The organism is Elusimicrobium sp. An273, assembly GCF_002159705.1.
Classification (GTDB): domain Bacteria; phylum Elusimicrobiota; class Elusimicrobia; order Elusimicrobiales; family Elusimicrobiaceae; genus Avelusimicrobium; species Avelusimicrobium gallicola.
Genome location: NZ_NFJD01000001.1, coordinates 441,347 through 465,109, shown reverse-complemented (window position 1 = coordinate 465,109; position 23,763 = coordinate 441,347). Strand labels below are relative to the sequence as shown.

Here is a 23,763-nt window from a genome sequence, read left to right as displayed (position 1 = left end):
GGATTTTTAAAATGAAGATACTTTATTCGTGGCTGAAAGATTTTATAGACCTGGATTTAACTCCCGAAGAACTGTCTAAAAAACTGACCGACGTCGGCATTGAAGTGGCCTCCGTGGAAACCACGGGCGCGGATTTTGAGGGCGTTTTTGTAGCCCAAATTATCAAAATTGAAGACCACCCCAACTCCGACCACCTGCACCTGGTAACGCTGGACTTGGGCAGCGGGAAAACCCAGCGCGTCGTGTGCGGGGCGCCGAACGTGGCGGTAGGGCAGAAAGTGCCGCTGGCCCGCGTAGGGGCGCGGCTTGGCAAAAACGTACTCAAGCCGGCGGTTATCCGCGGGGTGGAATCGGAAGGGATGATTTGCTCGTCCGACGAACTGGGCCTGACGCAAACCCGTGCCCGCGGGATTATGGTGCTGGATGAAAATCTGCCGCTGGGGACGGACGTGTCCTCTTTGTACGGAAAGCCGGATTCGTTGTTTGATTTGGAAATCACGTCCAACCGGCCGGACTTGCTTTCCCACTTGGGCGTGGCGCGGGAATTGGGGGTGCTTCTTAATAAGCCTGTCAAGCTGCCCGCGGTAAAAGCCGTAAAAGGCGAAGGAAAAGCTCTGGAAGTGGAAATTCAAAACGCCGAAGGCTGCCCGCGCTATACGGGGCGCATTATCCGCGGCGTGAAAAACACCCAGTCGCCCGAATGGATGAAACAGCGCCTGGCCGCCATGGGCCTCAACCCCAAAAACGCGCTGGTGGACGTGACCAACTACGTGATGTTTGAGCTGGGGCACCCGTTGCACGCGTTTGATTTGCGCGAGGTGGAAGGCGGCAAAATCATCGTGCGAAACGCCCAGGAAGGCGAAAAATTTACGCTCTTGGGCGGGCGGGAACTTACGCTAAACGCCAACTGCCTGATGATTGCCGATGCTCACAAAGCCACCGCTTTGGCCGGCATTATGGGCGGGCTCAACAGCGGCATTAAAGACGATACGCAGGATATTTTTATAGAAGCCGCCTATTTCAATCCGCCGACGGTAAACAAAACTGTCAAAAAGTTTGCCGTCTCGTCCGATTCCTCCCAACGTTTTGAACGCGGAACGGACATTGAAGGCGTTACGCTGGCCATGCAGCGCGCGACGGATTTGTTTTTGGAACTGTGCGGCGGGTCGGCCTCGGAAGTGGTGGACGTGTATCCCTCCCGCTACGAAAGCCCGACCGTTGTGTTTACCCCGGCGGAAATCAACGCCATTTTAGGGGCGCAGATTCCGGAAGAAAAACTGAAAGAAATTTTCGGCCGCTTGGCCGCCGAATTCCACGCGGACGGGGAAAAGTGGACGTTCAAAGCTCCCACCCATCGCCGCGATTTAAACCACAAATGGGATCTGGCCGAAGAAGCCGCCCGCTTTGCCGGCTACGATATGATTCCGGTGTCGGAAACCAAGGCCAGCTTGGCGTTTGCCGATAATCCCAAAGGCATTGACTTGGGCAAAAAATACGCCCGCGCGCTGATTGGGGCGGGTTTCTGCGAATGCAAGAATATAGACTTTTTGGGAGAAAAGGAACTCAAGGCGTTTGGCGTTGAACCCAAAAACTGCATTAAAATCAAAAACGCGCTGGCACAGGGGTGGGATTACCTGCGCCCGACGCTGCTGCCTTCGCTTTTAAAGAATGTGGAAAGCAATTTGCGCTTTGGAAACCGCAATTTGGCCCTGTTTGAAACGACCAAAACGTTCCAATCTATCAAAGGTTTCCCGGTGGAAGGCTACGCCGTGGCCGGCGTGCTGACGGGCTCGCTGGAGCAAGAAAAGTTCTTTGGCGGAGCGGAAAAACCGGTGGATTTTTACTGGTTAAAAGGACTTCTTCAGGCGCTTTTGGCGGATGTGGAAGGGGTTGCGTTTCTTCCGTCTAAAACGGCGCCGGTGTATATGCACCCCAAAATTTGCATGGACATCTTGTTAAACGGCAAGGTAATCGGCGTGTTTGGCAAAGTGCACCCGCTGACGCTTAAAGCGTTTGATATTAAAACGCAGGACGTATGGGCGTTTGAATTTGCCACCAAGCTAATTGAAAAAGCCTTCTCGGCGCAGGATTTTAAACCGGCCAAAGAGGTGGCGGTGTTTCCACCGTCTTTGCGCGACTTGTCCGTCGTGCTGGATGAAAGCGTTTCCTACGCAAGTATTACGAGCGCCTTGGACAAAACGCCCTTGGACGTGCAGCTGGAATATCATTTAATTGACCTCTACCAAGGTGAGCATTTGCCCGCCGGCAAAAAGAGCGTTACGTTTTCGCTGGCGTTTTCCAACCCGCAGCGCACGCTGAAGGACAAGGAAACGGACGAAGCGTTTAACCGCATTGTGCAGCAACTGCGCGAGCAGGTAGGGGCGGAACTCAGGTAATATGCAGGAAAAACTGAAACAGCTGGAGCTTTTGGTATCGCAGGTGCTCGCCCGGCAGAAAGAACTGCAGGGCGAGAACACCGCGCTGAAAGCCAAACTGCGCAGTTTGGAAGACGGCGTAGAAAAGCTGAAAGCCGTGGAGAGCGAACTGAAAGACGTAAAAGAATGGAAACGCAACACGCAAACGGCTCTCAAACGGCTGGCCGCCCGGCTGGATAAGGAAATTGCAAAAGCGCAGGAAGAAGAAAAGAAAATCGTCTAGCGGTTTTTGTTTTGCAGGAACAATAAAACCCGAAACACTTTTGTTTCGAGTTTTTAATATGTTTCAAACCGCTTTTTAGGCCGCGGGCGCCATGGCGGCTTTTACGTCCGCCCCCATGGGGGTAGGCATCCCCGAACTGTTGACGCACACCAACGTGGTTTTGCCTTTGGTGCAGAGGCGTCCGTTTTGGTTGGTGATGATGTTTTCAAACACGATTTTAATGTCGGACACTTCCAACACCCGGGTGGAAACGTCAATCACGTCGCCGTAGCGAACGGGGAATTTGTATTCCACTTCCTGCCGCGCCACGACGAAATACAGCCCGCGCTGCATCAGCGCCGGCACGGAGAAGCCTTTTTCGGCCATATACAGGGTGCGGGCTTCTTCAAAAAATTTTAAATAATTGGCGTAATATACCACACCGCCGCAGTCGGTATCGTGGTAAAAGATGGTTTTTTGCATATTATTCTCCGATAATTTTAATTAAAATCCGTTTGTTGCGCTGTCCGTCAAATTCCCCGTAAAAAATGGTTTCCCACGGGCCAAAGTCCAGGTGCCCTTTGGTCACAGCCACCACCACTTCGCGCCCCAGCAGGGTGCGTTTTAAATGGGCGTCGCCGTTGTCCTCGCCGGTCAGGTTATGCTGGTATTTATCCACGCCGTACGGCGCCAGTTGCTCGGCCCAGCGCAAAAAATCGGCATGCAGGCCGCGTTCGTTGTCGTTAATAAATACGCTGGAAGTGATGTGCATGGAGTTGACCAAGCATAACCCTTCCTGAATGCCGCTTTTTTCCAGGGCTTCTTCCACCTGGGGGGTGATGTTGACGATTTGGTACCGTTTTTCGGTGCAAACGGTTAGATATTGCGTATAAGATTTCATATAATAAATTATACTTGATATAAAAGGTGGAAAGCACCGTTTGATTTGTTACAATAAGCGTATGAAAAAAGAAGAATTAATGAAATTGTTGCGAAATCCGGCCAAATACCGCAAGGATAAAAAGGCCGCTCAGCCGCAGCAAACCAAACCGCAGCAAGAGCCTGCCCGCAAGCTGCAGGATAAACTGCTGTGGGGGGTAGGTTTGGGCGTGGCGGCGCTGGTGGCGGTTACGCTTTTGGTAATCAGCTCGGCCCAAAACCGGGCGGATAATTTAACAGCGGCGCTGGATCCCGAGCAAGTGAAAGGCTTGTCTGTCGCCGAAACGGAATTTAACCCTAACACCGGGGTTACCTATATTCAGGTAAGCGAAGGGCAAGACCGCAACGTAGCCGTCAGCAACTTGGGTACCACCCTGCCCATTATCAGTCGGTTTAACTATCGCTCTTTTACGCCGGATAATTACGAAGTTATCGGCGCCGCTCCCTGGGCGCTGACCACCAACTTCTCTTCCAACATTTCCGACCCCGATTTAATGCGCTATTTGCTTTCCAACGATACGATGATTCAAGCCTTTTTGGCTCGCCCGGACGTGGCACCTTTGCTGGAGGATCCGCAATTACTGCTTGCTTTTACGAAGGACAATGCCGCCATGGAAGAATTTTTTGACAGCGACACCGTCAAACAAGTACTGGCAAACGAAAAAATGGTGCGCGGAGTGGCGGGCAGCCGTTTTATGAGCTATTTACTCATCAGCAAAGCCGTTAAATACTTCCGCGACCGGCCGCAGGAGGCCGCCGCGGCCATTGCCGCCAACCCGTACTTAAAAGAAGTCCAGCAAAACCCCCATGTGCAGGCGGCCGTGCGCGAAAACCCGTATTTAAAGAAAATCGCCAACATTATTTTAGGCCCTGCGGCGGCCCCCGCCAAAACGACGGGAAAGCCTGCCGCCGCCGGCAAAACCGCCGCCAAGAAAAAATAGAGTTGTGCGTTCGGCGGAAAATTTGTTATAATTTTAGTGTTGAAGGTAAACTGATTTTGCGGGCGTGGTTCAATGGTAGAACGCGACCTTGCCAAGGTTGAGACGAGAGTTCGATTCTCTTCGCCCGCTCCATTTAAAAACCCGGAACAATGTTCCGGGTTTTTTATTGGAATAATTTCTTTGCCGTTTCGGATAAGTCATCCAGGTTGTATTTACAGGGAATACTTTCCTCTTTTAAGTAGCGTATGCCCCACAAATTAAGCGCTTTGATAATAGGGATCATCGTTTTGCCGCGGGCCGAGAGGGAATACTCCGTTTTGGGCGGTACGACAGGGTAGAGCTTGCGCACAATCATGCCGTCGGCCTCCAATTCCTTCAGTTGCTGGATCAGCATTTTGGGCGTAGCCTGCGAAACCAATTTTTGCAGTTCGCTGTAGCGCAGCTTCCGGCCGATTAAATATCCTAAAATAATTCCTTTGTATTTCCCGCCGATAATGTCCATGGTGGCTTCCAGCGGGCACTTATATTCTTGCTTTTTCTTTTTCATAGAGGAAGTCCTTTTATACGCCTTATTATACAAAAAAGTAAGTATTGTACAAAAAAGTACATTCTTGCTAAAACTGCACAAAATACCTATTATAAAAGCAGGAGGAAAGCCTATGAAAATAACGCAAATCCGCAATGCTACCCTGTGGATAGAATACCCTAACGTAAAATTTTTGGTGGATCCTTGGCTGGGGCCCAAGGAATATATGCCCGGTTTTGAAGGAGCCATCCATCCGGAAATCCGCCAGCCCCGCACGGATCTTCCGTTCCCGGCGCAGACGGTTGCACAGGCGGACGCCGTGATTTTAACGCACGTCCACCCGGATCATTGGGACGCGTATGCAGAAGAAGCCCTGCCAAAAGATATTCCCTTTTTTGTCCAGTCCGAAGCAGACCAGAAGTATGTGGCCGGTAAAGGATTTACGCGCGTGAGCGTATTAAGCGAGGGGGGAACGTTGTTCCGGGGCGTTACATTGCATAAAACGCGCGGCCAACACGGGGAAAGAACCAAAGTGGAACCTGCGTGCCGGCAGCTGGGCATGCCGTATGACGCAATGGGCGTTGTGATGAAAGCCGAAGGCGAGAAAACCCTGTATTTGGCGGGAGACACAATTTTCTGCGAAGAAGTACAGCAAGCCCTGCACACCTACCGGCCGGAGGTGGTGATAGTCAATGCCTGTGCGGCGCGCGTAGCCAGCGGCGACCGCCTGATTATGGACGAACAGGATGTGGAGCAAACCTCCTTAGCCGCGCCGCAAGCGGTGATTGTGGCCAGCCATATGGACGAAGTCAGCCATGCGTCCGTTACGCGGGCGCAGCTGGCGGCGTTTGCCCGGCAGCACCGTTTGGACAAACTGCTTATTCCGGCCGATGGAGAAACCTTGATTTTCTAAACGCTTGGCACAGTTTGTAACCGCCTTTCCTTCGGGGAAGGCGGTTTTTTATGTGAAGACCCAGAAAAAAGATAGGTCTAAATTCCGCTTGAAATAGGCCCAAAGACCCTCGTAAAACTGCGGCGAAAAAGAGATACTAAAGTAAGAGGTAATTATGAAAAACATTCTTTTTATTTTGATCGCTTGTTTGATGGTTTCGGTGGTAAACGCGGCGCCGACGCGGGATGCTCGCCAGGAACGCCGTCAGCAATTGGTGCACGAATACCTGACCCGTGCCCTTTCTTCTGCCGATTTGAATAAAGAAAATGAATTTGGCGATACGCCTGTTTTTACGGCAGCCCAGAACGGGGACGTAAGCGCGATTTTGCGCTATGGTAAACGCGCGGCCAACGGTTCTTTCCTGCTGCGCACCGGCAAAAACGGGAACAATGTTTTTCATGTGGCGCGCAACGCCCAAACATTTCAGGCCTTGGCCCGCGTACTGCGCGATTTCTATCCCGGCGATTATAAAATCAAAATCCGCCAAATGATGAACCAGCGCAATCAGCTGGGCGAGACGCCGGTTCAGGCTCAGATTAATTACGGCCGCGCCGATACCTTCCGCATTGCTTTTCCGTATACGGATATGTACGACAAAATGATGACGGTAAAAACCAAATTAAACAAAGGCGGTTTAATTGCCGAAGTGGCCAAAACGGAAGCTGCTGTGGTGGTGGAAATGAGCAAAGACGCCAGCGGCCGCACTATTGCCCAAGCGGCGCGGGATAATGCCTCCGCCCCCGGTATGGCGCAAGTGATTGCTTTCTTCCAAAATAACGCGCCCTATTTATAAAACCGATTTCATCCCCCCCACACCTCCGGTACCCCTCCGGAGGTGTTCCTTTTTTATATGGCTTTGTCTTTCCGGGGAACAGCCGTATGTGCGGCAAATTTGCCAACAACTCACAGGCAAATCCGCGCCGGACGGTTTGCGCGGCGAAAATAGGGTTTCGTACGAATTTTCGGATGCGCTTTAGCTGAAGAATTTAATGGAGTTGGGCAAAATCACGTCTTCCATCACGCTTAAGGCAAACGAATCGGTCATCCCGGCGATATAATCGGCGATGGCCGTGTCTATCTGGGCGGGATCTTGGTGGTAGACCTTGGTCATGGACTTCATGTAATTGGCAAAGCTTTTGGCGGTGTTTTTGCCTTCCTTGGCATAAGCTTCGTAATCAAAGCCGTAGCGGTTAAAAATGGTGCGGAAGTAGTCAAACAAATCGCGGATACATTTGTCTATGGTTTCCTTGCGCTGGCGCATTTGCTCGTTGTGGTAGATGCGTTCGTAGTTGAATGTGCGCAGCTGGGAGAGTAGGGCAAACTTGTCGTCCGAAAATCCGATAAAATCCTTATCCTTGGAATGATTGATTAAATCCAAGGTAAGGGTGTTGATAATTTCCCCGTTGGAGGTGCCGATTTCTTCCCGCACGTTTTTGGGGATGTCGTTGGTCGTAATCAAATCGGCTTTAATGGCGTCTTCAATATCCCGGCCCAAGTAGGCGATTTTGTCCGACAGGCGCACAATGCAGCCCTCATAGGTGGAAGGCATTTGGTTGCGGCCGGTAATTTTTTCCAAATCGTTGGGCTTGTCCGCGGGGCGGAGTTTATTGTTGGCAAAATCTTCCCCGCAGTGGCAGATGATGCCGTCTTTGACGGCAAACGTTAAATTCAATCCTTCCCCGTAGTTGGCCAGATGTTCCACCACCCGGTAGCTGTTGAGCTCGTGCAGAAAACGTTTGGGGCGGATGCAGGCGTCAATCGCGCGTTCCCCTTCGTGCCCGAAGGGCGCATGCCCGATATCGTGCCCCAGCCCGATGGCATAGGCCATATCTTCGCTCAGTTCCCAGTTCCCGCTTTTGTTTAAGCCGCGGCAAATGGTGGCGGCGATAGTGGCCACGTGCAGCACGTGTTCGATGCGGGTGCAGATGTGGTCGTTGTTGGGCGCAAAGAAGACCTGCGTTTTGTGTTTCAGGCGTCGAAACGGGAGCGAATGAATGATTTTGGTCTGGTCGCGGAAATACTCATCGCGCAAGTCGGGCGTATGGGCATGGGTGCGGGCCAAATAAATTTCATTGGGGAACGGATTTTTTATCATAAAATTATGATACCATAATATAGAAGGCAGATAGAAGACAGACAGGAGAAAATATGCTGACCCCCGCCGTATATGCCGGAAGTTTTGACCCCGTTACCAACGGACATATGGATATTATCCGCCGCGCACGGGACGTGTTTGGCGCCGTGATTGTGCTGGTGATGCCCAATGCCTGCAAGCGGCCGCTTTTTACGGCGCAAGAACGGGTGGAACTGCTGCGCCAAGCCCTGCAAGGGGAGGAAAACGTCCGGGTGGAGGCGACCGAGGGGTTGCTGACGGACTATTTAAAAAAGAACGGGCTGAAAGTATTGGTGCGCGGCCTGCGCGGCGAAGGGGATTTGGAGCATGAGTTGGTAAACGCCTTTTACAATAAACAATTTTACGCCTCGGCGGAGACCGTCTTTTTGCCCGGCCGGCCCGAATATGCGTTTTTAAGTTCCTCGGCGGTGCGGGAAGCTTTTTCCTACGGGGCGGACGTAAGTGCGCTGGTGCCGCCCGGGGTGGCGGAGGCCCTGCAGCGGAAAAAACGATTTTAAGTTTTGAAAGCCCCGGTTTTGGCCGGGGCTTTTTTATGCTCCGACGGCAGCTAACCCAAAAGGCCTAAAGCAAAAATAGGTCTTTTATTCGGTTGAGGGGGGATAGATAAGTTTATTATAATATCTGTGGAGAAGGATAAAAGGAGTTTGTGAATGTACTGCAGCAATCATACCCAATTTGCGTGCCAGTGCTTGCCCCAGCGGCTCAAGCCGCAGACGGCGGCATCCGTTGCCGTTTTCCCTTTTCCGTTTGCTTCCCGTTTTTCCCAGATTTTCAGAAATATTCAAGCCGTTTCCTATTCTATTTATTTGCAGTGTCTGTCAGTCCCAGTTTTACATAGGGCCAAAAACCGAAAAAATATAGGTCTTTTGGCCCTATTTTTTTGTCGTTATTTAACTCATAATTAAAGGAGAGAGCAAAGAGGAATCTTCTATGAACAAAATACTAGCAGCCATTTTAAGCATCAGTCTGTTGGTCAGCAGCGTTACTCCGTCGCTGGCCCAGCTCGTTCCGGCCGGCCGGCAAGTAGTTAAGGGCTTAACGCAAAGCGGAGCAAAAAGCGCCGCTGTTACCGCGGGGAAAGCCCTGCCCGGCAAATTGGTGCAGAAGGGAGTCTCGGCTGCCGCGGCCCATGCGGCGGCGGTTCCCGTTTCTTCGGCTGCTAAATCCGCTTTTCCGTCTGTTTCCGTTGCATCTCCTCTTCCCTCTTATGATGTCTCTCAGCTGCGCCTTAATGTAGACCGCTCGGTTCGGCAGCAATTAACCGTCAGCGGCAAAGAGATCCGGGCCTTGGTTGCGGCCGGCCAAACAGACGGGCTGGCCAGCCGTATTTTAAGCTACCCCAAACCGTCTTTCCGGGAAGGACTCCTTCGCAATGAATTTGTAACCGTTGCTTTAAAAGGCGGGGCGGACAAAGCCCAAGTGGCCCAAGCCGTACAATTTTACCGCACGGATTTAGCCAACAACGGCGGCGCTTTTGCCCAGCTGCCCCAAGCGGATTTAAACACCTTGCTGAAAATTGCCCGCACCCCGGAACATCCCTCTTACCAAATCGTCAGCCAAAGCCAGCAGGCGCTGTCTTCTGCGGCGGCGTTAGGGCTTTTAGGCGGAGCGGAGGACGGGGCGAGCCTGTTGGCTTTTTATAAACAAGCTTCCTCTTCCGTTTTTAAAGACGCGGCGCAGCGCATTGCCGCCCGCGGATTGCTGCGCCAAGGGGCCTATAAAGAACTGCAGGAATTGGCCGCGTTGGTCAAAGCGCAAGGCCCGTTTTGGAAAGATGTAGCCGCCCGTGCCCACGAAAAAGGAGTACAGATTTCCGTGGCGGACGGAGCCGTTGCCCCCAGTGCGGAAGACGACGCTTTAGCCGTTTTCCTGCGGGCCGGCTGCCAGCCCAACGCCCTCAATGCCAAAGCTTCTTCCGAAGCGACGGATAAATGGCTTTCGCTGGGTACGCCGGCAGAAACGGCTTCCGCTCAAAAGGCCGCCGCGCCGGAGCCAATGGCGGCGTTGGATATTTCCCTGCCGCAAGTTGCACTGCCCGCAGCCGATTTAAATGTTTCGCCCATTACCCTGCCCGGCGGTACGGCGGCAGCCGAACAACCCGCCCCGGCTCCCACTCAAGTACAGCAAAAAACGGTACAATTCTTTGCCAAAAGCACGCCTTCCTCTTCCTCTGGCACCTTATACAGCGGGCTGCCCGTATTTGAAGCCGGCAAACTGTTTAAAAAAGCCGCTTCTTGGCTGCGCGGCAAATGGGGGAAAAAGGAGCCGGCTCTGCCCAGTGCCCCGCACGAAGAGCCCGGCCTGCATGACGATTCCGAAATTCACGAAGTATTCAGCAATTTGCGCTCTCCGGAAGCGCCGGCCTCGGCCGATGAGGTCATGGGCGCCAATGAAACGGGATTTATCCCGGTATCTGAAAAAGGGTTTAAGCTGACGCTGGTTGATGAACAGGGCGTAGAAAAAATCCTGCCGGTCAATTTGGAAATCAGCAACCGCTTCCGTGTAAAAGGGTACAACCGCATTGCTTTTGCGGCCCATTCGGATTTCAAACACGGCTATGTGGCGGAGCTGCGCAACCAAGAGCAGGAACCCCTGCGCATGGCGCATTTCTATATGCGCTTGCAGCGCAACCAAGTAGGCGCTTTGGCGGATTTAATTCAAGCGACTGGAATTGAAAAATTCAATCTGAAACTGGAAAGTACGCCGGACGTGGTGTACAAGTCGGTTAAGCTTCCCGTCTATGATTTCTTAAGCGGCAAAGAGCTTCCCTTGGAAGTGGAAATGCCGGTAAAAGCCTATGTGGAAAATGCCAAAATGGTGGTGATGGAGAACGGCGCCTTGGGCCTGCTTAAACCGGGTGCCACACAGCCGACGGCCTTGAAAGGCTTTTATGTGCGCCTGCCCAAAAATCAAATTGCCAATTTTGTAGAAGTACTGCGTTTTAGCCCGACCTCTTTTAATGTGTCGGTGCATCCGACCCGCAACCGTGCCGACCTGATTATGCGGGATGCTTCGCTGACCAACGTTAGCCTCGGCAAAACCATGGGGCCGATGGTCAACGGCTCTTTGGGGATGGAAGTAAGCGCGGCAAACAGCATGATGTTTACGATTAACTACATTTTGCCGGGCTTGGCTTCTTTGCTGACTCCTGTTTTAAAGAAATACGGGGAAAAGAAACTGATGGTGCTTTCGTTGGCGATGTCCTCCGCGGCGGGGGTGTTGGCCAGTGCCGGCGGTTTCTACGGTTTTGTAGAAGGACTGACGCTGGGGCCGGTTTCCAAAGGGCTGTTCATTACGGCCTTGTTTTTGATGAGCGGTTCGAGCATTTTAAAACAGCTGGTTTCCAACATGCTCATCCGCGCCAACCGCGGCGAAGTGATTTTAAATGACGCCAAGGAAGCGGTCAAAGCCTCCGAAACGGAATTCACGGCCGAACAAAAACACGGTTTTGCTCAAATGGGACTGCGGTTAAAAGAATTCTTTACCAAGAAGTCCGAAGTCAGTTTAAAAGACGTTGTGCTGTACAACTTGAGCTTCGTTTATAAAAACGTGGGTACGTTGGCCTTCTTGGCTTCGCCGTACTTAATTAACCACGGAATCCTGCTGGCGACCGGGGTGGATTTGGGAATTGACTACTCCATCAGCTTCCCGATTTATGCGGTATACAGCGGGGTGGTGGCCTGGAAAGTGTGGCGCGCCAAACTGCGCGACGCGTATTCCGCCAAGAATTTGGAACAGAGCAAAAAGAATTTGGAATTGGCCCTGCATTCGGGCGCAAAAGCCTTGGCCGGCGTCAAAGGCAAAATTTCGTCTACGCAAATTGACGACGCCGCCCGCGCCTTTAAAGACGCGCTGGACGCGTTGGTCTTTGCCGACGTGAAATTAAATCCGGGCCAGAAAAAAGCCGATTTGTACGCCAAAGAAAAGAAAAACTTCCTGCAAAAATTAGAAAACAAACTTTCCAATGAATATGCCATGGATCCGGCCCGCGTCAAAGAAATTACCGGGCAGATTAAACATTCCTTGGCGGTGCAGGAAAATACGCTGGGCAACATCTTAAAAATGTTAAAAGCGCCGGGCGTGCTGGCCTTGTCCTCCGCCATGACGCTTGCCACGGTGCACGAGTTCGTCATCTCCAGCTCGTTCGCCAGCGTGATGAAGCAATTAATTAACCAGGGCGAACTGGCCAACTTCCTGATTGCGTGCTCGCTGTATGTACCGCTGATTGCCGGCCGTTTGGGCGGCAATATCATCAGCCGCCGGATCAGTGCAGACAGCATGTACATCTTCTGCTCGGCGCTCTCTGCCTTGGGCACGCTGGTCATGGCCACGGCCGGGGACAGCGTGGCGCAGATGATCACGGGCGCAGCGGTAGCCAGCTTTGGGGTGGGAAACTTCTTTACCCAAATGTATGATTACATTATGAATAAATATCCGAAGCAGAACCGCGAGCTCTCCTCTATTCTGGCGCTGACGATGGCGCTGGGCGGGTTAGGCGCTATTCCGGCCGGCTATTTGGCCTCGATGACCGGGTTTGACGCGTCCTCCCTGTTGTATGCGGGGGCGGCGTTGGGGGCCAGCTTGGTGCTGACGCCGGGCATGACGAAAAACTCCACGATCGTAAAAGAGTTGAAGTACGAAGCGAAACGGTTGTGGAAGGGCGTAAAGAAACTTTTTAAACGCGGCGGCAAGAACCCTCCCGCGGGGAATTTGGACGATGCCGCCCCGGCCCAGTAAAAAATACATTCCATTTAAAAAGCCCCGGTTACGGCCGGGGCTTTTTTATGCATAACTAAAAAGAAAAGGATATCTGCAGGGGCGTTACGAACGGGGAAATTAGCGGTTGAATAATTTTCGCAGCAGTTTATCGTAGTGGGACTGCGGAATTTGCATGCCGGGCGTGCTGTTGCGCCCGCCCTGCGGGCCGTGATAATCCGATCCGGCCGTGGCCAACAGGCCGTATTTGCGGGCGATGGCCAGCAAGTCTTGGCGCATCGTAAAAGTATGGGCGGGATAAAAGACTTCCACCCCGTCCAACCCGGCTTCCGTCCAGGCGGGGAAGTTCCAATGCTCGGCTACAATGCCGGGATGTGCAATGACGGCTATGCCGCCCGCCCGCTTGATGTGCTGAATGGCTTCAATGGCCGTCACGCCGGCCGAAGGCACATAGCCCGGCTGGCCCGGCACCAGGTATTTACGGAAACCTTCTTGGCGGGAAGATACGATTTTTTTGGCTTTTAAGGCGTCCGCCACGTGCGCGCGGGAAACGGTATTGGGCGCGCGGGAAAAAACATCCTGCTCGGTAATATCCACTCCCGCCTGCTGCAGCTGGCGGATGATTTGGCGGATGCGCTCTTGGCGGTTGTGGCGGTTTTGCGCCAGAAAGGCCTGGAAGTCTGCATTGTCCAAATCCAAATTATATCCGGTAAAGTGCAGGTGGTCATGCTCCCGGGTGCTGATTTCTACGCCGGGCGTGAATAAAATACGGTGTTCTTTGCACACGGCCGCGGCCCGGCGCACGCCGTCGGTAGTGTCATGGTCGGTCAGCGCGTAAACGGTAATACCCGTTTTCAGGGCGCTTAAGACCACTTCCTCCGGCGTGCTGGTGCCGTCCGAAAAATTGGAATGGGTGTGCAAATCCACCTTGGGCATATTAGACGCGTTCCACTGCCGTTACGCCGGGGACAAGTTCTTTAATCTTCTTTTCCACTACGGCTTGCAGCGTCATCTGCGCGTGCGGGCAGCCGCCGCAGCGGCCGCGCAGCCCTACGGTAACAATGCCGGTTTTTTCATCTACGCCGATCAGTTCAATATCGCCGCCGTCGGCTTGCAAAATCGGGCGGATTTGGTTTACAACGTCTTGTACTTGTTCTTTCATAAACACTCCAAAAAGGGATAAACTACTTTTTATTATATCTTTTTAAGCAGGCCGGCGGGCGCGCGAGCCATAAAAACACTTGCAAAGTTCGGGGCAGTATTGCTATACTTTTGGGGTAGAGTTTTATGGATTATTGCAGAGGAGACGAAGGTATATGAAGAAAATCATCGCTTTATGCACGCTTATGCTGCTTGTCAGCGCGCCCGTTTTTGCCCAGAAATATGCCAGCGTGAATGCCAAAAGAGCCAACATCCGCGCCTGTGCCGGCACGAAATGCGCCATCAAATGGTACGCCTGGAGATACACTCCGGTAATTATGGTAAAAACCAATGAAGACAAAAGCTGGGTGCTGGTGAAAGATTTTGAAGGATACAGCGGCTGGATTTCCGCCAGCCTCTTAAGCCCCAACGGCGGCATGTCTGCCAAGGTGGATTTAAACGTGCGCAAGAGCCCCTCTTCCAACGCGGACATCGTCTGCACGGTGGAAAAAGGCTATCCGTTTAAATACATTTCCAAAAAAGGCAGCTGGATCCAGGTAGAAGACGACCCGGCCGACCCCAAAGACGGCAAATGCGAAGGCTGGGTATACAACGTTAACCTGTGGGGTTTCTTTAAACAATAAGTTTTGGGTAAACCGAAAAGGGAACCCTTTCGGGTTCCCTTTTTTTGCCGCCAAGGGCTTGAAAAACAGTCCGGCAAGAATATACTGTATATAGGGATTGCGCCTCCCTTGCCAAAAAGAGGCGCAAAAGGGTAAAATATAAGTATGAAAAAGATTTTAATTGCAGCTGCGGCTGCCAGCATTATCGCCTGCGTTTTTTGCTTAGCTCGTACGGTCAGCGAAGGGCGTTTTAACATTTCCGGCACGGTAACCGTTCCGGAACGGTTGGCACGTATGGCGGAGGCGGACAATAATTCCTGCGCCATTATCGTAAAAAACGAGGCGGACGTGCCCGTGGCGATCAAACGGGTAGTTAACCCCAAGTTCCCGCTGGAATTTTCGATGGGCGAAGCGGATTTGCTTACGGCCAGCGTGGACGGAGCTTTAAAGCTGGAAGTGCAGATTAACAATCACGGGCAATTGGGCGTAGTAAAGAAAGGGGATATTTTCGGTTCCGTAGACAGAATGATTAAACCCAATGATAAAAATATCACCGTGTCGGCGGATAAGACGTTAGGCCGGGTGCAGTTGGCCCGCAACGTGAAAGGAAACTTCTTCCGCACGGCCGCCCGCTAATCCCTTCTGAACGATTTACCCGGGGTCTTTGGGCCCCGGGTTTTTTATGGCTTCCTGGCCCCCTTGCGGGGCTTGACGAGCGCCTATAGAAATAGCACAATAGAAGAACAGAGGATTTTTGATGAAAAGAAGCCTTTTTATTTTAGCTACGCTGGCGATGTCTTCGGCCTTGTATGCCCAGGCGGAAACAGGCAATTACACGCGGGAAAAAGTGTTGGAAATTTTCTCGCAATACAACCCTGCCGTGTTGGAAAACGCCCGCCAAAATGCCGACTATAACGCCATTTTAGAAAGCTTTCTTGCCGCGTATACCTCCCCGCAAACGGAGCAGAACCGCTACGAATTAATTGCGGTGGCCCGCAATTTTGATAATTCCATCCGCCTGCAGTATGCCACCTCGGTGTACGAAGAAGCTTTTGTGTTTTCCCGCATGAGCGGGGCCAATTTGGCCCCCGCGGCGCTGCGTTTTCGCAAAGAGCTGTTCCCTTTGTTTGAAAACATCTGGGCGGTAACCGTTCAGCTGCGGGAGTACGAACTGCAAGAGGTGCAAGCGCAGTTAAAAGCCCTGCGGAAAGACAAAACCCTTTCCGACGAGGAACGCGCGGAAAAAGAAAACGCTTTACGCTCGCGCCAGGCGGCCCTCCAGCGGGAAAGCGCGGCCCTTCAGGAAAATATCGGAGAGCAAATTATCGCTTCGGTGGATGCCTATATCGCGCAAGCGGATCAAAGCTTATCCGAACAGCTGCAAGCCGTGCGCGCGGCGCAAGCCCAAGCCGAGGCAGAACAGCCCCTTCAAACGCCTAATCTGCAAATCAAAACCAAAAACAAAAAGCCCGTCGCCAAATAATATGTTCCGCTCCGCTTCGGAGCGTTCCGCGCCGTATCAGAAAAACTACATTTTAATCCAAGGAACAAGGAACATATATGCTAAAGACGATTATTGATAAAATTTTTGGAACCAAAAGCGAACGCGACCTCAAAAAAATCCAACATTACGTAGACGACGCCAACAAATTCACCGCCGCCTTTGAGAAGCTGACGGATGAACAGTTAAAAGCCAAAACACAGGAATTTAAAGACCGCTTGGCCAAAGGCGAAACCTTAGACCAATTGTTGCCGGAGGCTTTTGCCGTGGTGCGCTTGGCGGCCCAGCGCGTGATCGGGCTGCGCCCGTACGACGTGCAGTTGTTGGGCGGCATTGTGCTGCATCAAGGGAAAATTGCCGAAATGGGCACTGGGGAAGGGAAAACCCTGGTGGCGGTGCTTCCTTCTTACTTAAACGCGCTGACGGGCAAAGGCGTGCATGTGGTGACGGTAAACGATTACTTGGCCCGCCGCGACCGCCAATGGATGGGCCCCATTCACGAATTTTTAGGCCTCAGTGTGGGGTATATCAACCACGATATGGACAGTACCGAGCGCCGCGAGATGTACGCCAAAGACATTACCTACGTTACCAACAACGAATTGGGGTTTGACTACCTGCGCGACAACATGGTCATCAACCGGGCCGACCGCGTGCTGCGCCCGCTGAACTATTGTATCGTAGACGAAGTGGACTCTATTTTAATTGACGAGGCCCGCACCCCGCTGATTATTTCCGGCCCATCGGAACAAAGCACCGATAAGTATTACATCGTCAACCGTCTGATTCCTTCGTTGAAAGTCCGTATGATTACGGAAAAAGACGAAGTAAAAGCCAAATACGAAGGCATCAAATTAGATGAAGGCGTGGACGCCATTATCGACGAAAAAGCCCACACCGCCACGCTTACGGACACGGGGATTGCCAAGGCCGAAAAGTTTTTAAACGTGCCCAACTTGTATAACGACGTGGAATCGGAGTGGGTGCACCACATCAACCAAGCGCTGCGGGCGCACCACTTGTACGAACGGGATGTGGATTACGTCGTCAAAGACGGCGAAGTGATTATTGTGGACGAATTTACCGGCCGCTTGATGCCGGGGCGCCGCTGGAGCGACGGCCTGCACCAGGCGGTAGAAGCCAAAGAAGGCCTTCCCATCAAGGAAGAAAACCAGACCTTGGCCACGATTACGTTTCAGAATTTCTTCAAACTATATAAAAAACTGTCCGGCATGACGGGTACCGCCATGACGGAAGCCAACGAATTCTGGCAAATTTACAAGTTGGACGTAGTGGAAATCCGCCCCAATAAACCTTCTAAACGCATTGACTACCCGGATTTGGTGTATTTGACCGAGCGGGAAAAATTTAACGCCATTGTGGACGAAGTGGAAAGCTTATGGAAACAGGGCGCGCCCGTGCTGGTGGGCACGCGCTCCATTGAAAAATCGGAAAAGCTCAGCCATATGCTTCGCGCCAAAGGCATTCCGCACAAAGTGTTAAACGCCAAGTACCACGAAATGGAAGCCCAAATCATCAGCCAGGCCGGGCGCAAAGGCGCGGTAACCATTGCCACCAACATGGCCGGGCGCGGAACGGATATTGTACTGGGCGGCAACCCGGCCGACCCGGAAGAGCAGAAACAAGTAGTCGCTTTAGGCGGGCTGCACGTCATCGGCAGCGAGCGTCACGAGTCGCGCCGTATTGATAACCAGCTGCGCGGCCGCTGCGCGCGCCAGGGCGACCCGGGCTGTTCGCGGTTTTATATTTCGCTGGATGATGAACTCATGCGTCTGTTTGCCAACACCACCAAAATCGCTTCCGTGCTCAGCACGATGGGCATGAAAGAGGGCGAAGCCATTGAATCGCGCCTGATGACGCGGCAGATTGAAGGCGCCCAGCGCATGGTGGAAGGCCGCAACTTTGACATCCGCAAACAGCTGTTGGATTACGATAAAGTGATGAACCAACAACGCACCGCCATTTACGGGCTCAGAAACGCTATTTTGGACGGCGAGAACATGACCGAAAAGTCCATGCAGATGATGGAAGAAATCGTGGACGAATTGGTGGAACAGTATTATCAGCCGGCCCATTTGCAGCGCAGTGATTTTGAAGCGCTAAACATTAACTTGCGCAATTTCTTCCCCGGCGATTTTCACTTTACGGCCGAAAACGTGGGGCGCAAATCCCACGACCAGCTGGTGGATGAAATTATGGCGCAGGTAAAAGACTTGTACCACGCCCGCGTGCTGTACTTTACGGAGCAAGGCATTAATTTTTCCGAGATTGAGCGGATGCTGTTGCTGCAAATTATTGATAACGCTTGGAAACAGAACTTGTATGAACTGGATCAGCTGCAAAACAGCGTAAGCCTGCGCGGCTATGCGCAGAAAGACCCGCTGATTGAGTACCAAAAAGAGTCCTACAAGCTCTACTCTTCCATGCTCAACCGCGTGCGGGATTTGATGGTCAGCTATATTTTCCGTCTGCAATTGCCGCCCCGCCGCACGGCGGCGGAACGGGCCCAGCAGGCGGCGGCCAAAAACCCGAACAAAAACGCCGCCCCCGTGTCCAAACATATCGGGCGCAATGACCCGTGCCCGTGCGGGAGCGGTAAAAAATACAAAAAATGCTGCGGAGCTAATTTATGAAATTGAAAATAAGAGAAGCTATCTTGCTGGTCTGCGCCTTGGCGGCGCTGGGAACGATTCCCGTGTTTTTAAGCAAGGATAACCCGATAGAAGTGTCTGTGCCGGTGCTGGATGCGGCCAAACTGGCGGCCAAAGAAGCCAAAGCGCAAAAAGAGGCCGAAGAATCTGCCGCGCAGGCGGCCATGCGGCGCATGGTCAGCTGCAGCGTAAACGAAGATTGCATTATTGTAGATAAAGACCCGTGCGGCTGTTTGGTCGGGCCGGAAGGGGTTACGGCCATTAATGCGGCTTACACGCTGGATTTTAATAAATTCCAGTCCAGCCTGGTAACCAAGGCTTGCCCGGAAGGCGCTCCTTCTACGGAACGGGAATGCAGTCCGTCGGCCCAAGCCGTTTGCCAAGACAACGTCTGCCGGATTTCGTACTGATATTTATGCGCGGATTTAGACAAACCATCGCCGAACAAGATGCATTTTTGGCGCAAAATCGCTGGAGCATTTTCTTTAAAAACAGCTTTTCTGTGCTGGGGCGCTATCTGTTTTTATTGCTTTGTGCCGGGGCCACGGCGTGGCTGGTATACCAAAGCTATCCCAGCGTGTCGCGCCATGCATTGGCGTGGTTTGCCTTGGCACCTTTTATTTGGGGTGTGACCAAAACCAAAGGGTTTTGGTCTTCTTTTTTATACGGCTGGCTGACGGCGTTTTTATTCAATGCCGGTATTTTTTACTGGATTTATTACACCTGCTTACACGGGGGCGGGCTTTCGCAGGGCCTCTCCTTGGCGGCGTGGCTGGGCCTTAGCGGGCTGCTGGCCGTGCAGTTTGCGCTCTTTGGCGGGAGCTGCTATTTTTTAAAGAAAACAGGGCCCTTTTTCCCGTTGCTGGCGGCGTGCGGGTTTGTCACGCTGGAGTGGCTGCACCAAACCTTGGCGTTTTATGGGCTGGGGTTTCCGTGGATTATGTTGGGGTATACCCAATGGAACGCGCCGGAAATGCTGCAGCTGGCGGCTTTTACGGGGGTGTACGGCATTAGCTTTATTGTGGCGTTTACGGGGGCCAGCTTGGGCTGGGCCTTTGCCACCAAAGGCGTAAAAGACGGCGTATGGCATATGGTTGCGGCCGCGGTGGTTTTTTTAGCGGCGTATACGTATGGGCATTATACGCTGCCGGACGCTTCTCAAAAAAGGCCGTTTAAGCCGCTATTGAGTTTAAGCACCGCGCTCTTGCAGCCCAATATAGACCAATACAAAAAATGGAGCCCGCAATACGAAGCTGAAATTTTGCAGACGCTTCAGGCGCAGGGGATGGCGCTGGAAGGAAAAGGCGTTCGGCTGATGGTGTGGCCGGAAAGCGCCGTGCCCGGTGCGCTGACGGAAGAGCCGTATTGGACTCTTTTTAAAGAGATTGCCGCCAAGACAGACGCCTACCAATTTATCGGCTCCAATGTGGAGGAAGACGGCAAGCAATATGTCGGCGCTTATTTGCTGGCGCCGCAGTCGGAAAAACTGCAGTCTTACCGCAAAACCAAACTGGTGCCTTTTGGGGAATATATTCCGTTGGAAGGGCTGGTGCACCGTATTTTTAAGGACGTGGCCGTATTGGGCGAGTTGGGCTCTTTCACGCCGGGTGCGCGCGGGCAGAAGCCGCTGGATTTGGGCGGCGTGGCCGTAGGGGAAACCATTTGTTACGAGTCCATCTATCCGCAGCTGTGGCTTTCGCAAAACCGGCAGGGCGCAAAACTGTTTATTAACGTAACCAACGACGCTTGGTTTTTTGATACGGCTGCCCCTTACCAGCATTTGGCGGTAAATGTACTGCGCGCCGTAGAAACCGGCCGCCCTGTTTTGCGTGCGGCCAACACCGGCTTTTCGGCCGTTATTGATCCGTTCGGACGGATTGAAAAACAGTCGCGTTTATTTACGCAGGAAATTTTACAGGCCTCCATTCCGCTGGCTTTAAACGAGCAAAAAAATTTTTATACCCAATGGGGCGATTGGTTTGCCTGGCTGTGCGCGGCGTTGTTTGCAACCTTGTTGATTTCCACGGTGGTTTTTAGTTATGAATAACATTGAATTTAAAGACGTAGAACAAAAATTGGAAGAATTGGCGGCGCGGGTTGCCAAAATAGAATCCATTGACGACATCCCCGGCAAACAAAAAGAATTGGCCGCCTTGCAGCAACAGTCGGCCGATCCTTCGTTCTGGAACGACACCAAAAAAGCCAAAGAAGTAAGCCGGCAAATTGATTTTTTAAAAAATTCCATTGACACATTCCGCTCGCTCGGCAAAAAAATAGAAGACGACCGCACCTGGTTTGACTTGTGCAAAGAAATGCAGGATGAAAAAGAACTGCTGGCGCTAAACGCTTCACTGCAGGAAACCGAAAAACAGGTGGCTCAGAAAGAAGGCGAGATCCGCCTTTCGGAGCCGAACGATAAATTAAACGCCATTTTAACCATTCACGCCGGCGCGGGCGGCACGGAATCGTGCGACTGGGCGCAAATGCTGGCGCGCATGTACACGCGCTGGGCCGAACAGCACGGGTTTAAATTTTCCGTACTGGACACGCAGCCCGGCGACGAAGCCGGCATCAAAACCTTAAGCGCCATGGTGGAAGGCCCCTATGCCTACGGCTATTTGAAAGGAGAAAACGGGGTGCACCGGCTGGTGCGGGTTTCCCCGTTTGACGCAAACGCCCGGCGGCATACTTCGTTTGCCTCGTGCGACGTGCTTCCCGATATTGACGAAAACATCAACATTGAAATTCCCGAAAAAGACATCCAGCTGGAAACCTCCCGCGCGGGCGGCCACGGCGGGCAAAACGTAAACAAGGTGGAATCGGCCGTGCGCCTGCTGCACATCCCCACGGGAATTGTGGTTTCTTGCCGCATTGAACGCAGCCAGCTGCAAAACCGCCAGACGGCTATGAAAATGCTCAAAGCCCGCCTGTACGAAATGGAAATGGACAAAAAACGCAGCGAAGCCGAAAAACGCTACGGCCAAAAAGGCGAAATCGCCTGGGGGCATCAAATCCGCTCCTACGTATTTATGCCGTACCAGTTGGTAAAAGACCTGCGAAGCGGGTACGAAACGTCGCAAATCAACGCCGTGATGGACGGCGATTTAGACCCGTTTATTTTTGCTTTCTTAAACTACGAAGCCGAACACAAAAAATAATGCCTACCGGTTTGTATATTCACCTTCCGTTTTGCAGGCAAAAATGCAATTATTGCGATTTTGCTTCGTTTGCCGGGCGCGAAAAACAGATTCCCGCTTATCTGGCGGCGCTGGCGCGCGAGGCGGCGCAAACGCCCGTTAAAACGTTTGACACACTGTATGTGGGCGGCGGCACGCCAAGCCTGTTGACGGAGCAGGAGCTGGAGCGGCTGTGCCAAGTGCTGACGGATAATTTTGGCGCCATCGGGCGTTTTTCGGAAAGCACGGCGGAAGCCAACCCCGAAAGTTTAACTCCCGGCAAAATCGCCCTGCTTCGCGGGGCGGGGTTTAACCGCCTGAGCATCGGCCTGCAAAGCTTTTGTGACCAAGAGCTTAAAACCTTGGGCCGCGTGCACGACGTAAAAACTTTTTTAAACGCTTACCGGGCGGCCCGCGCGGGCGGGTTTGAAAACATCAATGTAGACCTGATTGCCGGCGTACCGGGGCAGGGGCTGGAAAGCTTTTTAGAGGGGCTTTCCAAATTGATTGCCCTGCGGCCGGAGCATATTTCCGTGTATGGCCTGCAGATAGAAGAAGGAACGCCCTTTTTTGCCCGCGGTGTCGTGTGCGACCAACTGCTGATGCGCCGCATGCTGGAGGAAACGCACCTGCGTTTGCAGGCCGCGGGGTATCACCATTACGAAATTTCCAATTTTGCCCTGCCCGGGAGGGAAGCCAAGCACAATACGCACTACTGGGACAACGGGCCCTACATCGGGCTTGGCAGTGCGGCGGCGTCATACTGGGGGGGAGAGCGCCGGCAGAACACGCCGGACGTGCAGGAGTATATCCGCCGGATGACGGCGGGCGAAAGCCCGGTGGTGTTTCGCGAAAAACTAACCGGCAAGGTCAAAGAAGGCGAAACACTGATGTTGGCCTTTCGCAAGTTAGACGGCGTGGAGCTGACCCCGCGGCAAGAAAAAATGTTCGGAAAAGAAATTCAAAAGCATTTGCAAAGCGGCCTGTTGGAACGGGCGGGAAAAAAAGTAAAATTATCTTTTGAAGGCTTGTTTTTGGCCAATGAAGTTTTTTGCAGTTTTGTAGCGCCGTTTGAAGAACTATGAAGATTACTCCCGTTCATACGCGTATATTTAAAGAAAAGGAAGATTTGCCCGCTTTTATTGCCGAGCACATCGTTTTGGTGCCGGAAAAAACCGTTTTAACGGTATCCTCCAAGCTGGTTGCTTTGTGGAAAGGGAAAACAGTTCCCTACACGGGCCGCACACAAAAGGAAGAACTGATCCGGCGGGAAAGCCAAGCCGCCTTGCAAACGCCGCTTGCGTGGCTGACGATTAAAGACGGTATGATTATGACCAACGCCGGGATTGATGAATCCAACGCAGACGGGAAATTGATTCTGCTGCCGCCGGACTGCTATGCCTGCGCCCAAGACCTGCGGACGGCTTTGCGGCAAAAATGGAACGTGCAGGACTTGGGGGTAATTATCACGGACAGTATGATTCTTCCCCTGCGGGCGGGCATTATCGGCGCGGCGGTGGCGTACAGCGGGTTTGAAGGCGTGAAAGATTTGCGCGGGAGAGAAGATATCTTCGGAAAAAAGTTGGAAGTAACGCTGGTGGACGCGGCCGATTCGCTGGCGGCGGCCTGCGCGCTTGCCATGGGGGAAGCCGCCGAACAACAGCCGCTGTGCCTGGCGGAAGGGGCCCCCGTTGCTTTCGTGGATGGTACCAACCCGGCGGAAATCAAATATCCGCCGCAGAACGATTTGTATACGCCGCTGTTAAAGGCGGTCAAATTAATCAAATAAAAGGAGCCTTATGTTTA

The 23,763-nt window shown here is 52.6% G+C and carries 22 protein-coding genes and 1 tRNA gene; 17 read left to right on the top strand and 6 right to left on the bottom strand.

Annotation, left to right across the window (positions count from 1 at the left end; all coding sequences use genetic code 11):
* Window positions 1-11: 11 nt before the first annotated feature.
* Window positions 12-2,396 carry a phenylalanine--tRNA ligase subunit beta gene (gene pheT, locus B5F75_RS02165; protein WP_087287227.1) on the top strand — a complete coding sequence of 795 codons (2,385 nt, stop codon included), beginning with the start codon at window positions 12-14 and terminating at the stop codon, window positions 2,394-2,396.
* Between the two features lies 1 nt (window position 2,397).
* A complete protein-coding gene (locus tag B5F75_RS02160; RefSeq protein WP_087287224.1) occupies window positions 2,398-2,658 on the top strand; it encodes a hypothetical protein in 261 nt (86 codons plus the stop codon).
* Between the two features lie 75 nt (window positions 2,659-2,733).
* Here B5F75_RS02160 and B5F75_RS02155 read toward each other — a convergent pair whose 3' ends face one another.
* Both B5F75_RS02155 and B5F75_RS02150 read right to left on the bottom strand, forming a co-directional pair.
* On the bottom strand, window positions 2,734-3,120 hold the full coding sequence (locus B5F75_RS02155; protein WP_087287221.1) for an acyl-CoA thioesterase: 387 nt from the start codon (window positions 3,118-3,120) through the stop codon (window positions 2,734-2,736).
* A 1-nt stretch (window position 3,121) separates the two neighbouring features.
* Entirely contained in the window at window positions 3,122-3,538 is a 417-nt protein-coding gene (locus B5F75_RS02150; RefSeq protein ID WP_087287219.1) for a secondary thiamine-phosphate synthase enzyme YjbQ, read from the bottom strand.
* Window positions 3,539-3,599: 61 nt separating this feature from the next.
* On the opposite strand from B5F75_RS02150, the gene B5F75_RS02145 reads away from it, so the two are divergent.
* Both B5F75_RS02145 and B5F75_RS02140 read left to right on the top strand, forming a co-directional pair.
* Window positions 3,600-4,517 carry a hypothetical protein gene (locus B5F75_RS02145; RefSeq protein WP_087287216.1) on the top strand — a complete coding sequence of 306 codons (918 nt, stop codon included), beginning with the start codon at window positions 3,600-3,602 and terminating at the stop codon, window positions 4,515-4,517.
* Between the two features lie 58 nt (window positions 4,518-4,575).
* Window positions 4,576-4,649: transfer RNA gene (locus B5F75_RS02140), tRNA-Gly, on the top strand.
* 31 nt (window positions 4,650-4,680) lie between these two features.
* Here the strand turns inward: B5F75_RS02140 and B5F75_RS02135 are convergent.
* Window positions 4,681-5,064, bottom strand: coding sequence for a winged helix-turn-helix transcriptional regulator (locus tag B5F75_RS02135; RefSeq protein ID WP_087287585.1), 384 nt, complete (start codon window positions 5,062-5,064; stop codon window positions 4,681-4,683).
* Window positions 5,065-5,176: 112 nt separating this feature from the next.
* On the opposite strand from B5F75_RS02135, the gene B5F75_RS02130 reads away from it, so the two are divergent.
* Together B5F75_RS02130 and B5F75_RS02125 are read left to right on the top strand one after the other, a co-directional pair.
* Window positions 5,177-5,956, top strand: a complete 780-nt coding sequence (locus B5F75_RS02130; RefSeq protein WP_158093748.1) for an MBL fold metallo-hydrolase — start codon at window positions 5,177-5,179, stop codon at window positions 5,954-5,956.
* Window positions 5,957-6,110: 154 nt separating this feature from the next.
* Window positions 6,111-6,788, top strand: coding sequence for a hypothetical protein (locus tag B5F75_RS02125; protein ID WP_087287210.1), 678 nt, complete (start codon window positions 6,111-6,113; stop codon window positions 6,786-6,788).
* Window positions 6,789-6,968: 180 nt separating this feature from the next.
* On the opposite strand, the gene B5F75_RS02120 is transcribed toward B5F75_RS02125, so the two are convergent.
* The gene (locus B5F75_RS02120) at window positions 6,969-8,090 is read right to left on the bottom strand and encodes an HD domain-containing protein (RefSeq protein ID WP_087287207.1); all 1,122 of its coding nucleotides are present in this window, start codon (window positions 8,088-8,090) and stop codon (window positions 6,969-6,971) included.
* 53 nt (window positions 8,091-8,143) lie between these two features.
* Between B5F75_RS02120 and coaD the strand changes: the two genes are divergently transcribed.
* A complete protein-coding gene (coaD, locus tag B5F75_RS02115) occupies window positions 8,144-8,626 on the top strand; it encodes a pantetheine-phosphate adenylyltransferase (protein WP_087287203.1) in 483 nt (160 codons plus the stop codon).
* A 433-nt stretch (window positions 8,627-9,059) separates the two neighbouring features.
* Window positions 9,060-12,866, top strand: a complete 3,807-nt coding sequence (locus B5F75_RS02110; protein ID WP_087287200.1) for an MFS transporter — start codon at window positions 9,060-9,062, stop codon at window positions 12,864-12,866.
* 99 nt (window positions 12,867-12,965) lie between these two features.
* Here B5F75_RS02110 and B5F75_RS02105 read toward each other — a convergent pair whose 3' ends face one another.
* Both B5F75_RS02105 and B5F75_RS02100 read right to left on the bottom strand, forming a co-directional pair.
* Complete coding sequence (locus B5F75_RS02105; RefSeq protein WP_087287197.1) at window positions 12,966-13,781, bottom strand: PHP domain-containing protein; 816 nt, start codon at window positions 13,779-13,781, stop codon at window positions 12,966-12,968.
* A 1-nt stretch (window position 13,782) separates the two neighbouring features.
* Window positions 13,783-14,007, bottom strand: coding sequence for a NifU family protein (locus B5F75_RS02100; RefSeq protein ID WP_087287194.1), 225 nt, complete (start codon window positions 14,005-14,007; stop codon window positions 13,783-13,785).
* 154 nt (window positions 14,008-14,161) lie between these two features.
* Here B5F75_RS02100 and B5F75_RS02095 point away from each other — a divergent pair, with 154 nt between their 5' ends.
* From B5F75_RS02095 to B5F75_RS02055, 9 genes are all read left to right on the top strand, one after another.
* Complete coding sequence (locus B5F75_RS02095; protein ID WP_087287191.1) at window positions 14,162-14,629, top strand: SH3 domain-containing protein; 468 nt, start codon at window positions 14,162-14,164, stop codon at window positions 14,627-14,629.
* 144 nt (window positions 14,630-14,773) lie between these two features.
* Complete coding sequence (locus B5F75_RS02090) at window positions 14,774-15,244, top strand: hypothetical protein (protein WP_087287188.1); 471 nt, start codon at window positions 14,774-14,776, stop codon at window positions 15,242-15,244.
* 121 nt (window positions 15,245-15,365) lie between these two features.
* Window positions 15,366-16,091: a hypothetical protein gene (locus B5F75_RS02085; RefSeq protein WP_087287185.1), complete on the top strand. Its 726-nt coding sequence runs from the start codon at window positions 15,366-15,368 to the stop codon at window positions 16,089-16,091.
* 77 nt (window positions 16,092-16,168) lie between these two features.
* Entirely contained in the window at window positions 16,169-18,763 is a 2,595-nt protein-coding gene (gene secA / locus B5F75_RS02080) for a preprotein translocase subunit SecA (RefSeq protein WP_087287181.1), read from the top strand.
* On the top strand, window positions 18,760-19,191 hold the full coding sequence (locus B5F75_RS02075; RefSeq protein ID WP_087287176.1) for a hypothetical protein: 432 nt from the start codon (window positions 18,760-18,762) through the stop codon (window positions 19,189-19,191). Before secA ends, B5F75_RS02075 begins: the two co-directional genes overlap by 4 nt.
* 5 nt (window positions 19,192-19,196) lie before the next feature.
* Window positions 19,197-20,828, top strand: a complete 1,632-nt coding sequence (gene lnt / locus B5F75_RS02070) for an apolipoprotein N-acyltransferase (RefSeq protein WP_158093747.1) — start codon at window positions 19,197-19,199, stop codon at window positions 20,826-20,828.
* Window positions 20,821-21,939: a peptide chain release factor 2 gene (gene prfB / locus B5F75_RS02065; protein WP_087287171.1), complete on the top strand. Its 1,119-nt coding sequence runs from the start codon at window positions 20,821-20,823 to the stop codon at window positions 21,937-21,939. Before lnt ends, prfB begins: the two co-directional genes overlap by 8 nt.
* A complete protein-coding gene (hemW, locus tag B5F75_RS02060; protein WP_087287167.1) occupies window positions 21,939-23,042 on the top strand; it encodes a radical SAM family heme chaperone HemW in 1,104 nt (367 codons plus the stop codon). The genes prfB and hemW overlap by 1 nt, the downstream gene beginning before the upstream one ends.
* Window positions 23,039-23,746, top strand: coding sequence for a coenzyme F420-0:L-glutamate ligase (locus B5F75_RS02055; protein WP_087287164.1), 708 nt, complete (start codon window positions 23,039-23,041; stop codon window positions 23,744-23,746). Before hemW ends, B5F75_RS02055 begins: the two co-directional genes overlap by 4 nt.
* Window positions 23,747-23,763: the final 17 nt, after the last annotated feature.

Coding starts and splice junctions, on each gene's coding strand:
- pheT (WP_087287227.1), top strand. CDS start 12: ATGAAGATACTTTATTCGTGGCTGAAAGATTTTATAGACCTGGATTTA.
- B5F75_RS02160 (WP_087287224.1), top strand. CDS start 2,398: ATGCAGGAAAAACTGAAACAGCTGGAGCTTTTGGTATCGCAGGTGCTC.
- B5F75_RS02155 (WP_087287221.1), bottom strand. CDS start 3,120: ATGCAAAAAACCATCTTTTACCACGATACCGACTGCGGCGGTGTGGTA.
- B5F75_RS02150 (WP_087287219.1), bottom strand. CDS start 3,538: ATGAAATCTTATACGCAATATCTAACCGTTTGCACCGAAAAACGGTAC.
- B5F75_RS02145 (WP_087287216.1), top strand. CDS start 3,600: ATGAAAAAAGAAGAATTAATGAAATTGTTGCGAAATCCGGCCAAATAC.
- B5F75_RS02135 (WP_087287585.1), bottom strand. CDS start 5,064: ATGAAAAAGAAAAAGCAAGAATATAAGTGCCCGCTGGAAGCCACCATG.
- B5F75_RS02130 (WP_158093748.1), top strand. CDS start 5,177: ATGAAAATAACGCAAATCCGCAATGCTACCCTGTGGATAGAATACCCT.
- B5F75_RS02125 (WP_087287210.1), top strand. CDS start 6,111: ATGAAAAACATTCTTTTTATTTTGATCGCTTGTTTGATGGTTTCGGTG.
- B5F75_RS02120 (WP_087287207.1), bottom strand. CDS start 8,090: ATGATAAAAAATCCGTTCCCCAATGAAATTTATTTGGCCCGCACCCAT.
- coaD (WP_087287203.1), top strand. CDS start 8,144: ATGCTGACCCCCGCCGTATATGCCGGAAGTTTTGACCCCGTTACCAAC.
- B5F75_RS02110 (WP_087287200.1), top strand. CDS start 9,060: ATGAACAAAATACTAGCAGCCATTTTAAGCATCAGTCTGTTGGTCAGC.
- B5F75_RS02105 (WP_087287197.1), bottom strand. CDS start 13,781: ATGCCCAAGGTGGATTTGCACACCCATTCCAATTTTTCGGACGGCACC.
- B5F75_RS02100 (WP_087287194.1), bottom strand. CDS start 14,007: ATGAAAGAACAAGTACAAGACGTTGTAAACCAAATCCGCCCGATTTTG.
- B5F75_RS02095 (WP_087287191.1), top strand. CDS start 14,162: ATGAAGAAAATCATCGCTTTATGCACGCTTATGCTGCTTGTCAGCGCG.
- B5F75_RS02090 (WP_087287188.1), top strand. CDS start 14,774: ATGAAAAAGATTTTAATTGCAGCTGCGGCTGCCAGCATTATCGCCTGC.
- B5F75_RS02085 (WP_087287185.1), top strand. CDS start 15,366: ATGAAAAGAAGCCTTTTTATTTTAGCTACGCTGGCGATGTCTTCGGCC.
- secA (WP_087287181.1), top strand. CDS start 16,169: ATGCTAAAGACGATTATTGATAAAATTTTTGGAACCAAAAGCGAACGC.
- B5F75_RS02075 (WP_087287176.1), top strand. CDS start 18,760: ATGAAATTGAAAATAAGAGAAGCTATCTTGCTGGTCTGCGCCTTGGCG.
- lnt (WP_158093747.1), top strand. CDS start 19,197: ATGCGCGGATTTAGACAAACCATCGCCGAACAAGATGCATTTTTGGCG.
- prfB (WP_087287171.1), top strand. CDS start 20,821: ATGAATAACATTGAATTTAAAGACGTAGAACAAAAATTGGAAGAATTG.
- hemW (WP_087287167.1), top strand. CDS start 21,939: ATGCCTACCGGTTTGTATATTCACCTTCCGTTTTGCAGGCAAAAATGC.
- B5F75_RS02055 (WP_087287164.1), top strand. CDS start 23,039: ATGAAGATTACTCCCGTTCATACGCGTATATTTAAAGAAAAGGAAGAT.